The sequence below is a fragment of the Halomonas huangheensis genome (genome assembly GCF_001431725.1).
GTDB classification, from domain to species: Bacteria; Pseudomonadota; Gammaproteobacteria; order Pseudomonadales; family Halomonadaceae; genus Halomonas; species Halomonas huangheensis.
In genome coordinates this window covers 1,922,450-1,936,130 of sequence record NZ_CP013106.1, presented here as the reverse complement: position 1 = coordinate 1,936,130, position 13,681 = coordinate 1,922,450, and the positions used below count along the sequence as shown (strand labels likewise).

14 protein-coding genes are annotated in these 13,681 nt (G+C 57.1%); 2 read left to right on the top strand and 12 right to left on the bottom strand.

Annotated features, from left to right (window positions below; translation table 11 throughout):
* Positions 1-201: 201 nt before the first annotated feature.
* The 12 genes from AR456_RS08700 to AR456_RS08645 all read right to left on the bottom strand — a co-directional run bounded on the left by AR456_RS08700 (position 202) and on the right by AR456_RS08645 (position 11,393).
* Positions 202-1,941, bottom strand: coding sequence for an ABC transporter substrate-binding protein (locus tag AR456_RS08700; RefSeq protein ID WP_021821037.1), 1,740 nt, complete (start codon positions 1,939-1,941; stop codon positions 202-204).
* Between the two features lie 149 nt (positions 1,942-2,090).
* A complete protein-coding gene (locus AR456_RS08695; protein WP_021821036.1) occupies positions 2,091-2,363 on the bottom strand; it encodes a DUF2160 domain-containing protein in 273 nt (90 codons plus the stop codon).
* 12 nt (positions 2,364-2,375) lie between these two features.
* A complete protein-coding gene (locus AR456_RS08690; protein WP_021821035.1) occupies positions 2,376-3,200 on the bottom strand; it encodes a carbohydrate ABC transporter permease in 825 nt (274 codons plus the stop codon).
* Positions 3,193-4,080, bottom strand: coding sequence for a carbohydrate ABC transporter permease (locus tag AR456_RS08685; protein WP_021821034.1), 888 nt, complete (start codon positions 4,078-4,080; stop codon positions 3,193-3,195). Before AR456_RS08685 ends, AR456_RS08690 begins: the two co-directional genes overlap by 8 nt.
* Positions 4,077-5,213: an ABC transporter ATP-binding protein gene (locus AR456_RS08680; RefSeq protein WP_031208882.1), complete on the bottom strand. Its 1,137-nt coding sequence runs from the start codon at positions 5,211-5,213 to the stop codon at positions 4,077-4,079. Before AR456_RS08680 ends, AR456_RS08685 begins: the two co-directional genes overlap by 4 nt.
* Positions 5,214-6,320 (bottom strand): ABC transporter ATP-binding protein, encoded by a 1,107-nt coding sequence (locus AR456_RS08675; protein WP_021821032.1) that lies wholly within the window; start codon positions 6,318-6,320, stop codon positions 5,214-5,216.
* A 374-nt stretch (positions 6,321-6,694) separates the two neighbouring features.
* Positions 6,695-7,324, bottom strand: a complete 630-nt coding sequence (upp, locus tag AR456_RS08670; RefSeq protein WP_021821031.1) for a uracil phosphoribosyltransferase — start codon at positions 7,322-7,324, stop codon at positions 6,695-6,697.
* Positions 7,325-7,469: 145 nt separating this feature from the next.
* Positions 7,470-8,153, bottom strand: coding sequence for a uracil-DNA glycosylase (gene ung, locus AR456_RS08665; protein ID WP_031208878.1), 684 nt, complete (start codon positions 8,151-8,153; stop codon positions 7,470-7,472).
* A gap of 5 nt (positions 8,154-8,158) precedes the next feature.
* Complete coding sequence (gene gpt, locus AR456_RS08660) at positions 8,159-8,644, bottom strand: xanthine phosphoribosyltransferase (protein WP_021821029.1); 486 nt, start codon at positions 8,642-8,644, stop codon at positions 8,159-8,161.
* Between the two features lie 4 nt (positions 8,645-8,648).
* Positions 8,649-9,194, bottom strand: a complete 546-nt coding sequence (locus AR456_RS08655; protein WP_021821028.1) for an adenine phosphoribosyltransferase — start codon at positions 9,192-9,194, stop codon at positions 8,649-8,651.
* 101 nt (positions 9,195-9,295) lie between these two features.
* Entirely contained in the window at positions 9,296-10,633 is a 1,338-nt protein-coding gene (locus AR456_RS08650) for an NCS2 family permease (RefSeq protein ID WP_021821027.1), read from the bottom strand.
* A gap of 133 nt (positions 10,634-10,766) precedes the next feature.
* Positions 10,767-11,393 carry a riboflavin synthase gene (locus AR456_RS08645; protein WP_021821026.1) on the bottom strand — a complete coding sequence of 209 codons (627 nt, stop codon included), beginning with the start codon at positions 11,391-11,393 and terminating at the stop codon, positions 10,767-10,769.
* Between the two features lie 478 nt (positions 11,394-11,871).
* Between AR456_RS08645 and AR456_RS08640 the strand changes: the two genes are divergently transcribed.
* Both AR456_RS08640 and AR456_RS08635 read left to right on the top strand, forming a co-directional pair.
* On the top strand, positions 11,872-12,915 hold the full coding sequence (locus tag AR456_RS08640; protein ID WP_021821025.1) for a methionine ABC transporter ATP-binding protein: 1,044 nt from the start codon (positions 11,872-11,874) through the stop codon (positions 12,913-12,915).
* Entirely contained in the window at positions 12,896-13,549 is a 654-nt protein-coding gene (locus tag AR456_RS08635; protein ID WP_021821024.1) for a methionine ABC transporter permease, read from the top strand. Before AR456_RS08640 ends, AR456_RS08635 begins: the two co-directional genes overlap by 20 nt.
* Positions 13,550-13,681 lie beyond the last annotated feature (132 nt).

Below are 13,681 nucleotides of genomic sequence, written 5' to 3'. Positions count from 1 at the left end.
AGGGCTCCAGGGTGGGAATCATTGCAGGGAGAGGTGCATCACAAGGCAAGCGCTATGTTACCAATGCCCAGGCGATAATTGGATGCATAATCAACAGCTAGTGCATAAGCAACAGGCTCCACCTACTCAGTGGTACCCCCGGATATGAGAAGCCTCCGCTGGTGATACCAGCGGAGGCTCCGGGTATGTCGTATCGGTGCTCTACTCACGTGTACCGGCTGACATCCACTCTTCCATCAGTTGGTCATAGGGAACCGTAGTGCCCTGTGGCATTTCATTATCCAGTTTCGCCTTGGGTGCGCCAGGTTCATCGAGCCATTCCTGAGGATCACGCGGCTCATTGAGGACCGGCTCATAGGTCGAGAACACCTTGGCACGCGCCAACCGCGTCATGATGTTATCGAGGTCACTGGCAAGATTATCCAGCGCTTCCTGAGCACTGATGTCACCATTGACTGCGGGAGCAAGATTCTGCCACCACAGCGGCGCCATGCGCGGGTAATCCGGCACGTTGGTGCCGGTTGGTGTCCAGTTGGACTCGTTGGGGCTACGATAGAACTCGACCAACCCTCCCAGTTGCGGTGCCATCTCTGTCATCTGGTCGGAGAAGATGTCCGATTCGCGAATCGGTGTCAGCCCCGCCATCAGCTTTTCCAGCGAGACGGTCTTCGAGACCGTGAACTGGGCGAACAGCCAGGCCGCACTGCGACGATCCTCTGGTGTGGAGTTGAAGAACGTCCAGGCCCCTACGTCCTGATAACCGACCTTCATGCCGTCTTCCCAATAGGGGCCGACAGGTGATGGAGCCATCCGCCATTTGGGGTTACCTTCGTCATCGGTCACTGCCACGTCGGGGCTGACCATATCGGCGGTGAAGGCGGTGTACCAGAATATCTGCTGAGCAACATTGCCCTGTGCCGGTACTGGCCCGGCCTCACCAAAGGTCATGCCCTGAGCCTCAGGCGGTGCGTAGTCGCGCAACCAATCGACCATCTTGGTAACAGCGAACACCGAGGCTGGAGAGTTGGTGCCACCACCGCGACTGACGCTGGCACCGACCGGATGGCTGTTCTCATCGACGCGAATCCCCCAGTCATCAACCGGATTGCCGAACGGTACACCAGGGCTCCCCATACCCGCCATCGACAGCCAGGAATCGTGAAAACGCCAGCCCAGCGACGGGTCGCGACGTCCGTAGTCCATGTGACCATAGACCTTCTTGCCATCGATCTCACCGACGTGTTCAGTGAAGAACTCTGCAATGTCCTCATAGGCTGTCCAGTTGGTCGGCACCCCCAGGTCGTAGCCGTAGATATCGCGGAACTGCTGCTGGAGATCTTCGCGCTGGAACCAGTCATAGCGGAACCAGTAGAGGTTGGCGAACTGCTGATCCGGTATCTGGTAGATACTACCGTCAGGTCCAGTGGTGTACTGAATACCGATGAAATCCTCCAGGTCCAGCGTCGGCAATGTCAGGTCCTTCCACTCATTTTCCATCGCCTCGCTCAGGTTGACCGTAGCGCCATAGCGGATATGAGTACCGATCGAGTCAGAGTCGTTGATGTAGGCATCGTAGATATTGCGGCCCGACTGCATCTGGGTCTGCATGTTCTGGACCACATCACCTTCACCGATGATGTTGTGCGTGATATCGATCCCGGTGAGTTCTTCAAAGGCCGGCGCCAGCACATCGCGCTCCCAGGTGTGAGTGGTCAGGCCCTCGGCAACCGTATTGATCTCCATACCACGAAACGGCTCTGCGGCCTCGGCGAACCACTCCAGCTCAGCGATCTTTTCCTCGCGGCTGAGCGTCGAGTCAGCGAAGACTTCATCGGCCAGCCGCTCGATGACCGCGCTACGATCCTCTTGAGCCTGCGTACCAATGCTGGCGAGCATCGCCCCGACGGCCAGCCAGGCGCTTGTCTTGTACGTCGCTTTCATAGTCACCTCTTGTTATTGATATCGTGTGGTTGATATCGAGCGGTTGAATACCGCTACCGTGAACCCAGGCAGTTGCTCCTGCCCGTCATGCGATTCCTCCCTTGCCACTCCCCGCTGCCAGAAGCGTCATGCGGAGCCAAGCTGCCCTCTTAACCCCAGCGCAGCAGAATCAGCATCCAGACTACCGAAGTGCCCAGCGCCAACCACAAGCTGAGGGGAGTGAAGCCCACTATCAGCAGATGAATCCATGCGGCAGAGAGCATACCGATGAAGAAGCGGTCTCCTCGGGTAGTTGCCATCGGCAGGAAACCACGCCTCTCCAGCGTGGGTGACGCCAGCTCCCAGATCGTCATACCTGCCAGCATGACGCCAATTGCCGCAAAGAAGATGGCAGTAGGTAGGGTCCAGACCATCCAATCCATTATGCAGACTCCTCAGGTACGCCCGAGGGCGAAGCCCTTGGCAATGTGATGCCGAACAAAGAACACCACCAGAATCCCCGGCACGATGGTCAGCACACCGGCAGCTGCCAGAGTGCCCCAATCAATTCCCGATGCCGTCGAGGTCCGTGTCATGACCGAGGCAATAGGCTGAGCCTGTGTCGACGTCAGAGTGCGTGCCAGCAACAACTCAACCCAGGAGAACATGAACAGGAAGAACAACGTGACCCCTATCCCGGAACGGATCAGCGGCAGGAACACGCGCAGGAAAAAACGCGGAAAGCTATAGCCATCGATAAAGGCGGTCTCGTCGATTTCGCGCGGTACGCTGCTCATGAAGCCTTCGAGAATCCACACGGCCAGCGGAATATTGAACAAGCAGTGCGCCAGTGCCACGGCGATATGGGTATCGAACAACCCCACCGAGTAATAAAGCTGGAAGTAAGGCAGCAGAAAGACCGCTGGTGGAGCCATCATGTTGGTCAATAACCAGAAGAACAGGTGCTTGTCGCCGATGAAGCTATAGCGACTGAAAGCATAAGCCGCCGGAAGTGCCACAGCCATGCTGATCACCATGTTCATGAGTACGTAGGTAATCGAATTGACGTAGCCCATGTACCAACTGGAGTCAGTGAAAATCCGCGTGTAGTTACCCCAGGTGAGTTGCTGTGGCCAGAGGGTCAGTTCGCCGAGTATCTCGCTGTTGCTCTGCAACGACATATTGACCAGCCAATAGATCGGCAGCAGCACGAATAGCAGATATAGCCCCATCAGCAGGGTACGGCGTATCACCCTTCCCTTGCGTATCACATCAGTCATGGGATACCCCCGACGCGCTGTCCTTCTGCAGATTCATGATCACGGTGTAGAACACCCAACACACCAGCAGAATGATCAGGAAGTAGATCAAGGAAAACGCTGCTGCCGGGCCGACGTCGAACTGTGCCGTGGCCATGACGGCCAGCGACTGACTGAGGAAAGTCGTCGAATTGCCGGGCCCGCCTCCGGTCAAGACGAAGGGCTCGGCGTAGATCATGAAGGAGTGCATAAAACGCAGCAGCACCCCGATCACCAGGACATTGGTCAGCTTGGGCAACTGGATGTAACGGAATATCGCCCAATGCGAAGCACGGTCGATGCGCGCCGCCTGGTAGTATGCCTCCGGAATGGCACGAAGACCGCTGTAACAGAGCAATGCGATCAGCGAGGTCCAATGCCAGACATCCATCAACACGATGGTGACCCAGGCATCCAGCGGATTGGAGGTAATGTTGTAGGGATAGCCGACCTGTCGCAGGCTCCAGCCCATCAGACCAATGTCACCGCGGGTAAATATCTGCCAGATGCTGCCCACCACATTCCAGGGGATCAGCAATGGCAAGGTCACCAACACCAGTACCACCGACGCCTGCCAGCCACGTTTCGGCATCAACAGCGCGATGCCGATGCCCAGCGGCACCTCAATGAGCAGAATCGTCAATGAGAAGGCGAACTGCCGCAGCAACGCCGCCTGCAGTGCCGGGTCGTTGAGCATCTGCACAAACCACTCGCTGCCGGTAAAGAAGCGAGTGCTGGGGTCGAAGACATCCTGCACGGAATAGTTGACCACCGTCATCAACGGAATGATCGCGGAGAATGCCACCAGTGCCAGCATCGGCAGGATCAGCCACCATGCTCGATTATTGCGGACCTTGCTCATGATTCCACCTCCCGCCGGAATTCATCGACATAAAGCCCAAGCTGCTCGGCTGGCAAGCGCACATCCACGCGAGTCCCCACCGCAACATCGAAAGGCAAGGAGTGGCCTTCATTGATACGTGCCTTGAGGCGAATGCCCGCGGCACGCAATGTGACAATGGCGTATGTGCCGAGGTCCTGACAGTGCTCGACATCCATCGCCAGCGAGACTGTTTGCTGCGCGTCATTGCGGGTACTCGTGTCGAGAACCTCAACAAACTCAGGCCGAATGCCCAGCTTGACGTTATCGGTTTGCTGTAATGCCTGACGCACGGCGTCTTGCCAGGCGACCGATAACGGCAGAGCTTCGCCATCGGCGAGCAGCTCTCCGCCCTGCTCACTGACGGTCACGAAGTTCATGCCGGGACTGCCGATGAAGTAGCCGACAAAGGTATGGGTGGGTCGTTCAAACAATTCCTGAGGAGTACCGAACTGGACGATCTGGCCGTCATACATCACCGCAATGCGGTCGGCAAAGGTCGAGGCTTCCAGTTGGTCGTGGGTCACGTAAATCATGGTGATGGCAAAGCGCTGATGAATTTCCTTGAGCTTGCGCCTCAACTTGAACTTCAATTGTGGGTCGATAACCGTCAGTGGCTCATCAAATAGAATGGCAGCGACATCGTCGCGCACCAGGCCACGCCCCATGGAGACCTTCTGCTTCTCGTCAGCTGTGAGGTTGCGTGCCTTGCGCTGCAACTGAGCGCTGAGCTCGAGGCTATCCGCAACCTCCATCACCCGCTGATGCACCACCTCTTCCGGCGTTTTCACATTACGCAATGGAAAGGCCAGATTGTCGTACACCGTCATGGTGTCGTAGACCACCGGGAACTGGAATACCTGGGCAATGTTGCGCTCTTCAGGCGGCAATTCGTTGACACGACGGCCATTGAACAACACCTCACCACTCGACGGTGCCAGCAATCCGGAAATGATATTGAGCAGTGTCGACTTGCCACATCCGGATGGACCCAGCAAAGCGTAAGCGCCGCCTTCCTCCCAGACATGGTCCATCCGTCTAAGCGCATAGTCCTCGTCACCAGACGGATCCTGTTGATAACTATGCGCCAATCCGGAAAGCGTTATTTCCGCCATCTACACATCTCCCTGTGCAACATTCATCCGCGCAGCACCAGGCACGTGCACAGTAGTGCCGCTACCATCGAAGGCGTAGAGACCATGGATCGGGAAGTACAGCCGTAGCTGTTGATCGACGGCGAAGCTATGCACGCCAGCCAGATGTGCGACCAGCGATACCTTGTCACTGTGCACGTGCAGGAAGGTCTCGGAGCCGCTGATTTCAGCGAGATCAACCTGTACATTCAACGTCAGGTCATCTTCGGACTGTTGCTTCAGGGTCAGATGTGAAGGCCGCACGCCGAAGTGGTAGCGCCCTTCTGCCAACGTCGCGAGCGCCTCGTCCAGCGGAAAATGAACGTCCTCGTCAAATGTCACCTCGCCGCCACGAATATAACCGCTCAACACATTGATCGGTGGCTCCGAAAACATCTCGGCGGCGGTCAGCGATTGCGGTCGCCGATAGACATCTGCAGTCGCTCCATACTGCACCAGGCGTCCCTCATGGAGCACCGCTGTGTGTCCTCCGAGCGCCAGCGCCTCAGCGGGTTCGGTGGTCGCATACACCGCTATGCAATCACGGCTGGCAAATAGTGCACCTAGTTCCTCTCGAAACTCCTCACGAAGCTTGTAGTCGAGATTGACCAGCGGTTCGTCGAACAGTACCAGGTCGGCATCCTTGACCAACGCTCTGGCCATCGCCGTGCGTTGCTGCTGCCCACCGGAAAGTTCGAGAGGCATACGCTCCAGCAGGTGCTCGATATGCAGCAGGCTCGCCACTTCATGGACCCGCTGCTGGATTTCATCACCCGCAACGCGCGCAATCTTCAATGGAGAGGCAATGTTGTCAAAGACACTCTGATGGGGGTAATTGATGAACTGCTGATAGACCATCGACACATTGCGCTCGCGCACACCGCGACCGGTAACGTCCTCACCGTTTATCAAAATGCGACCACTACTTGGCTGGTCCAATCCAGCCATCAGGCGCATTAGAGAGGTCTTGCCGGCCAGCGTGCGGCCCAGCAGCACATTGAAGGACCCTGATTCCAGAGTCAGTGATATCTGATCGAGATGTGTTTCATTGGCCACTGCACGGGTGACCGCTTCCAGGCTCAGGGACATATAAGCGTTCGTCCATCCTGCTGTCGAATCCACCCCTCGGTTCACCGGGGTACGCCTCTTTAACGTATCCTGGATTCGAAATAGCGCCCGGATGTCCTTAAACGAAACTATGCAAGCTGGCTCTAAAAATGCAGTAGCGAACTTCTATCTATTTGTTTTTATTAACAGTCATGCGTTAAATCAACTTTTGTCTAACTCGACGAAAGAATACCTGTCATCCGTCTCTCAACAACGCAGAGGGCCCGATGTTCGTTATTGAACATCGGGCCCTCTGGACGCGCCTCTGGAGCCGCAAGTGCGTGTCAATTCACGCTCAGCTCCTTACCGCATCAACACAATTTACCGCGCCAACGCAATTTACCTCATCAACACAATCAACGTGTTCCGAAAATCTTGTCACCGGCATCGCCGAGGCCGGGCACGATATACCCGTTCTCATCCAGGCGATCATCTACCGAGGCGGTATAGATTTCGATGTCCGGATAGGATTCCTGAACCCGCTTGATGCCCTCGGGTGCCGCAACCAGCACGATCACACGCATCTGGGTGCAACCGCGCTCGCGTAACATGTCGAGAGTCGCCACCATGGAGCCACCGGTTGCCAGCATGGGATCGATGACAATCGCCATACGCTCATCCATATCACCAGCAAACTTGGAGAAGTAAGGCACCGGCTCGAGGGTCTCCTCGTCGCGATAGAGCCCAACTACGCTAACGCGAGCACTGGGAATCAGGTCCGTCACGCCCTCCAGCATACCCAGTCCCGCCCGCAGAATCGGTACGATGGTAACTTTCTTTCCCTTGAGCAGTTTGACGTTGATGGTTTCGCCATTCCAACCGTCGAGCGGATAGTTTTCCAGCTCCAGATCAGCGGTGGCCTCATAAGTGAGCAACTTGGCCACTTCTCCTGCCAGCTCGCGAAAGCTCTTGGTACTGATGCCGGCCTCGCGCATCAAGCCGAGCTTGTGCTGAACCAGGGGATGATTGATGGCGTGGACGCTCATGGGAGGACCTCTTTGATGACGGCAGGACAGGATCGCCGACGACATGCCGACAAACCCGGATTTGCGCGCCATTTTAACCGCATCGGAGAGGTGCAATAAAGCCATCTCTCAAGGTAAAGCCCGGATGATGGGCCGTCTGGCGCGCTCAGGGGGTATCGGGCAACTGCCAGTTCACCGGCTCACGACCATGCTCTTTCAGGAAGGCATTGGCACGCGAGAAATGATGGTTGCCGAAGAAACCACGGTACGCGGACAACGGCGAAGGATGAGGAGACTCAAGTATCAGATGCCGGCTGGTATCAACCAGTGATTTCTTTGCCCGTGCGTGGCTACCCCACAGCAGAAACACCGAAGGTGGCGCCTTGGCACTGACCGTGGCGATGGCCTTGTCGGTAAAGGTCTCCCAACCTTGCCCCCGATGAGAGCCGGCGTTGCCGTGTTCTACCGTCAGCGAGGTGTTGAGCAGCAACACTCCCTGGCGCGCCCAGCTCTCCAGGTGACCATGATTGACGGGCTGGAAGCCAACATCCTGTGCCAGTTCCTTGTAGATATTGACCAGCGATGGTGGCGTACGTACTTCTGGCCTCACCGAGAAGCACAGACCATGAGCCTGGCCTGGCCCGTGATAGGGGTCCTGGCCCAGCATTACGATCTTGACCTGATCCAGCGGTGTCAGTTCAAAGGCGCGGAACCAGTCAGAAGAATGCGGATAGACGACCTTGCGCGCCGCTTTTTCACGAGCAAGGAACTCACGCAGTGCCTGCATATAGGGCTGCTCGAATTCATCACCCAACCACGCCTGCCAGCTATCGGGAAGCACCTGGGTCATATCCATCACTCCACCGCGGAACGATGCCGATCCACAAGCGGCTCGACGTAAGCCACCCCCATATCCCAGGGAAACTGAATCCAGCAGTCCTGAGCTACCTCGGTCAGATACTGATCAACCAGCGGACGCCCTTCCGGCTTGGCATAGATTGTCACGAAATACGCTTGCGGCAGCATCTCGCGCACCGCGCGGGCAGTCTTGCCGGTATCGACCAGATCATCGACCAGAAGCCAGCCATCGCCGTCATGGTCCACGCCCTTGAGCACATGCAGCGCGTCCTGGTCCATATGCTCATAGCTCTTGATGCACACTGTATCGATCAGGCGTATGTCCAACTCGCGGGCAATCAACGCCGCCGGAATCAAACCACCGCGAGTCACGGCGATGATACCCTTGAGGTCACGCTCCATCAGGCGGTGACAGAGTTCGCGAACATCGCGATGCAACTGGTCCCAGGAAACGGTGAAATGCTTGTGATATCGGCTGCTCATGGAATCATTCATCCTCGGTGAAGGAACAGACAGCGAATACGCTATAACCGGCATCGCGTACCTTCTGCGAACCACCCAGCTCTATCAGGTCGATAATGGCCGCCGTTTCCACTACCTGACCACCGCTGCGAGAGATCAGTTCGGCGGCTGCCAGCATGGTGCCACCGGTGGCAATCAGATCGTCCATGATCAGGATCCGATCACCTTCACGGAACGCATCGGAATGCAGTTCCACCTCGGCCTGACCGTACTCGAGGGTATAGGTCTGGCTGATGGTCTTGAACGGCAGTTTGCCCTTCTTGCGCACCGGCACAAAGCTGCAGCCCAATTCATAGGCCAGCGGCGCGCCAATGATGAAGCCACGAGCATCAATAGCGGCAATGGCGTCGAGATCCATCTCCTGGTAACGATGAACGAAGCTGTCGATCAACTTGCGAAACGCCGCGCTGTTCTGCAACAGCGGCGTGATGTCACGGAAATTGACGCCGGGTTGCGGCCAGTCGGGAACGGTACGAATGACCGACTTGATGTAGTCGCCGTAGATACTCATCACATGTCTCTATGAAGCAGTGTTCGTCTCAGGTACGTAAGACATGTACCTGGGTGAAAGACATGCCCGTCTGGCACTGCATGCGCCAGACGGGCATGGCATCAATCGATGAAGATCAGCTTGACCGCAAACAACAGACCCAACACCACCACAGCGGGGTTGAGGTCGGAGAAGCGGCCGGCCAGCACCTTGATCGCCAGGTAGCTGACGAAGCCCAGCGCAATGCCCTCAGCGATCGAGAAGGTCAACGGCATGGCCAGAGCAGCAATCAGCACTGGCGCAGCTTCCGTAGCGTCATCCCAGTCAGCGCTCGCCAGACTGCCAGCCATCAGCGAAGCCACATACAACAGTGCGCCAGCAGTAGCGTACGCCGGGATGGACCCGGCAAGCGGCGCAAAGAACAGACTGGCAAGGAACAGCAAGGCAACCACCACCGCCGTCAGTCCTGTGCGCCCTCCCGCGGCAATGCCCGAGGTACTCTCAACATAACTGGTAGTAGTGGAAGTGCCCAGTGCGGCACCAGCCATGGTGGCGCTGGAGTCCGCCATCAATGCACGCCCAAGGCGCGGTAACTTCCCGTCTTTTTCCAGCAGGCCACCACGGTGAGCAACCCCCACCAGAGTGCCGGAAGTATCGAATAGATCCACAAACAGGAATGCGAAGATGATGCTGACCATGCCAACATCCAACGCCCCGGCGATATCCATCTGCATCAGGGTCGGCATCACCGATGGCGGCATTGACATCAGGCCGGCAAACTCATTGTGACCAAGAATGATCGCCAGCACGGTAATCCCCAGAATACCGATCATGACCGCACCGGTAACACGGCGATACGCCAGCGCTGTAATCACGAAGAAACCGGCAAGTGCATACAGGGGGCCGGGCTGGGACAGATCGCCTACCGTTACCAGGGTCGCCGGACTATCGACAATGATACCGGCGTTCTTGAGCGCCACCATCGCCAGAAACAGCCCGATACCAGCGGCAATTCCTAAACGCAGGGGTAAAGGAATCGAGTTGATGATCCACTCGCGAATTCGAAAGATACTGAGCAGGAAGAAGGTCAAGCCAGAGAGAAACACTGCCCCCAGCGCCACCTGCCAGGTATGGCCCATACCGAGTACCACGGTATAGGTAAAGAAGGCGTTGAGCCCCATTCCCGGAGCAAGGGCAATCGGATAATTGGCCCACAGGCCCATTATCAGACAGCCGATTGCAGCCGCTAGGCAGGTCGCCACGAACACTGCACCGCTGTCCATTCCCGCCTCAGCCAGGATGCTGGGATTGACGAAAATGATGTAAGCCATGGTCAGGAAGGTCGTGATACCTGCAATCACTTCCGTTCTGACATTGGTACCGTGCTCACTGAGCCTGAAATAGCGGTCGAGCAGACTGTTGTTATGATTTTCTGTCTTGCTGGAGTCGGGATGGGACATATGCCGGATCCTGGAGTGAGATCGATTGAGGGTAAGATCGACTGTAGAAGATAGCGCCACGAAAAGCGCGACACTCTACCAGAATAGGCAATATGTCGGTATAGGCGCAGTCATGTACTCCCCCGGCACTCCGTCAATCGCGTGATGCCAGTACGCGCTCCACAGTTTCAACAATGGCCTGGGTCTGGGGGTCGATCTCGATATTGACCCGAGCACCGGGCCGCCGATCGCCTAGCGTAGTACGCGACAGCGTCTCGGGAATCAGATCGACACAGAATTCCCGCCCCTGCTCTCCCGCAAAGGCACGAACATCGCCAATGGTCAGACTGATACCATCGATGCCGATATAGCCCTTGGCGAATACAAAACGCTCCAGTCCTTGCGGCAGACGAAACCACAGCCGGCGATTGTTGGGCGCTTCATCCAGCTCAACCAGCTCGGCCATCCCCGAGACATGTCCGGACATGGCGTGTCCGCCGATCTCATCACCGAAACGTGCGGCGCGTTCGATGTTGACGTAATCGCCAACGTCCAGATCACCGAGATTGGTGATTCTGAGAGTTTCACGCATCAGATCGAAACTGATGCGTTCACCATCAATAGCAGTGACCGTCAGGCACACCCCGTTGTGTGATACGGAAGCACCCAGCTCCAGTCCCTGACGTAAGTCCTCGGAAAGTGCCACCACATGGGTACGAAAATCCTGCGCTTCTTCGATGGCCAGCAGCGTTGCTGTGCCCTGAACAATACCGGTAAACATACAAAGGTCTCCCCTTCACTACTGATGATCTATGCTGCTGATGGTTCAAGCCGCTGGCGACGCGACAGCCCGAGGTCGTTGGCACGCGCAAGGCGCTCATTGATACCATTTTCGCTCTTCTGACGCATCCAGAGGAGTAGCAGTACAGTAGCAATACATTCGTCATCGGCTGCTGTTGCGTAGTCGAGTTTCCGGCAAAACAACCAACAACTGGTGCGAACAATGCATTGACAGCCTCAGATCATTGACACTGAACTCCAGCGCCCCTATGCTTGCCCGCTACATTTTTGAGGCGCCGATTTGTACCCGGATTGCGGGCGCCAGCACGACGACGCTCACAAGGCGTTGTCGGGTGAAGTGCAGCTAAAAGGGTGTGTCCAGCGTTGATGGCCACCCGTCAGGGTGGCCTTTTTTCGTCACCTTCCTGCACTTCACCCAGGCCCATCCCCGCAGTCATCGGCACCACCGAGTGGCTGAGATGATACGACTGCAAAACATTTCCAAGACTTTCGGCAGCGGCCCACGCGCGGTCACTGCACTGAAGAACATCGACCTGGAAGTTCCCGCCGGACAGATCCACGGCGTCATTGGCCTGTCAGGTGCTGGTAAATCAACCTTGATCCGCTGCGTCAACCTGCTTGAACGCCCCAGCTCCGGCAAGGTGCACGTGGATGGCCAGGAGTTGACCAGCCTGTCTCGCGACACGCTGAACAAGGCTCGCCATCGCATCGGCATGATCTTCCAGCACTTCAACCTGCTGACATCACGCACCGTCTTCGACAATGTGGCCTTGCCACTCGAACTGATGGGCGTGTCACGCAATGAGATCCGCGAACGGGTCACACCACTGCTCGATCTGGTCGGCCTCAGCGACAAGGCGCGCCAATACCCCGCCCAACTGTCTGGCGGACAGAAGCAGCGTGTTGCCATCGCCCGCGCTCTCGCCAGTCGCCCCAAGGTACTGCTCTGCGACGAGGCCACCTCAGCACTCGACCCGCAGACCACGGCATCGATACTGGAACTGCTGCAGGACATCAATCACAAACTGGGCCTGACTATTCTGCTGATCACCCATGAAATGGAGGTGGTCAAGAGTATCTGTCACCGCGTCAGTCTGATCAGCGACGGGGAACTGGTCGAGGAAGCCAATGTCGGCGATTTCTTCACCGCGCCGCGTACCCGCCTCGGCCGCCACTTCCTCAATGACTTTCTCGAACTGGAGCCACCGCGCGCACTGATCGACCGGCTGCTTGAAGCGCCTGACGAACACACCCATCCCATAGTGCGTCTGGGCTTCTCAGGGGACGCCGTGGCTACGCCACTGATCTCGCGCCTGGTGCGCGAGTGCGGTGTCGATGTCAGCATCCTCCAGGCCAAGGTGGAATCCATCCAGGACCGCACCCTGGGCCTGATGATTGCCGAACTGATGGGTAATGCCGACGATACTCAGCGCGCCATTGACTACCTGATGGCTCATGACCTGAACGTGGAGGTGCTTGGCCATGTCCAGCGCAATGATTGATCTGATTCTCGAAGCCACCCTCGAGACCCTCTACATGGTGGCAATCTCTGGCATCATCGCCGCCCTGGTCGGCATCCCTCTAGGAGTGCTGCTGTATGTCACCCGCCCAGGGCAGATTCTGGCCCAGCCGGTGCTGCAGTCGGTGCTCAGTGTGGTCACCAATATCGGCCGTTCGATCCCGTTTATTATCCTGCTGGTGGCCATTGTGCCGTTCACACGCCTGCTGGTGGGCTCTTCCATCGGCACTGCGGCTGCAGCGGTACCGCTGACCATCGCCGCCATTCCCTTTGTCGCCCGACTGGTCGAAGGTGCTCTGAATGAAATTTCTCCGGGATTGGTCGAAGCCGCCCAGTCGATGGGCGCCACGCCCTGGCAGATCATTACCAAGGTGCTGTTGCCGGAAGCCCGTGGCGGCATCTACACGGCCCTGACCGTTACGGTGGTCACACTGATCAGCTATTCGGCCATGGCCGGTGCCGTGGGCGGTGGCGGCCTCGGCGATCTGGGGATTCGCTACGGCCACCAGCGCTACAATGAGACGATCATGCTGGTCACCGTGGTGATTCTGGTCATCATGGTCCAGGGCCTGCAGAGTCTTGGCGACTACCTGGTGCGCAAGAGCAACCACAAGTGATCCATGCTGGCGGACGGTCACACAAATAACCAAACAGAATTACACTTTGGCTTCTTATTCCATTAATATCGACTCCAGCGTCACCATCTGATGACTAACGAAAAAGAACGGCTAACGAAAAAGAGTTGAAGG

Bases quoted from the DNA above. Each gene is read 5' to 3' on its own strand.
- AR456_RS08700 (WP_021821037.1), bottom strand. From the start codon at position 1,941: ATGAAAGCGACGTACAAGACAAGCGCCTGGCTGGCCGTCGGGGCGATG.
- AR456_RS08695 (WP_021821036.1), bottom strand. From the start codon at position 2,363: ATGGATTGGATGGTCTGGACCCTACCTACTGCCATCTTCTTTGCGGCA.
- AR456_RS08690 (WP_021821035.1), bottom strand. From the start codon at position 3,200: ATGACTGATGTGATACGCAAGGGAAGGGTGATACGCCGTACCCTGCTG.
- AR456_RS08685 (WP_021821034.1), bottom strand. From the start codon at position 4,080: ATGAGCAAGGTCCGCAATAATCGAGCATGGTGGCTGATCCTGCCGATG.
- AR456_RS08680 (WP_031208882.1), bottom strand. From the start codon at position 5,213: ATGGCGGAAATAACGCTTTCCGGATTGGCGCATAGTTATCAACAGGAT.
- AR456_RS08675 (WP_021821032.1), bottom strand. From the start codon at position 6,320: ATGTCCCTGAGCCTGGAAGCGGTCACCCGTGCAGTGGCCAATGAAACA.
- upp (WP_021821031.1), bottom strand. From the start codon at position 7,324: ATGAGCGTCCACGCCATCAATCATCCCCTGGTTCAGCACAAGCTCGGC.
- ung (WP_031208878.1), bottom strand. From the start codon at position 8,153: ATGACCCAGGTGCTTCCCGATAGCTGGCAGGCGTGGTTGGGTGATGAA.
- gpt (WP_021821029.1), bottom strand. From the start codon at position 8,644: ATGAGCAGCCGATATCACAAGCATTTCACCGTTTCCTGGGACCAGTTG.
- AR456_RS08655 (WP_021821028.1), bottom strand. From the start codon at position 9,194: ATGAGTATCTACGGCGACTACATCAAGTCGGTCATTCGTACCGTTCCC.
- AR456_RS08650 (WP_021821027.1), bottom strand. From the start codon at position 10,633: ATGTCCCATCCCGACTCCAGCAAGACAGAAAATCATAACAACAGTCTG.
- AR456_RS08645 (WP_021821026.1), bottom strand. From the start codon at position 11,393: ATGTTTACCGGTATTGTTCAGGGCACAGCAACGCTGCTGGCCATCGAA.
- AR456_RS08640 (WP_021821025.1), top strand. From the start codon at position 11,872: ATGATACGACTGCAAAACATTTCCAAGACTTTCGGCAGCGGCCCACGC.
- AR456_RS08635 (WP_021821024.1), top strand. From the start codon at position 12,896: ATGTCCAGCGCAATGATTGATCTGATTCTCGAAGCCACCCTCGAGACC.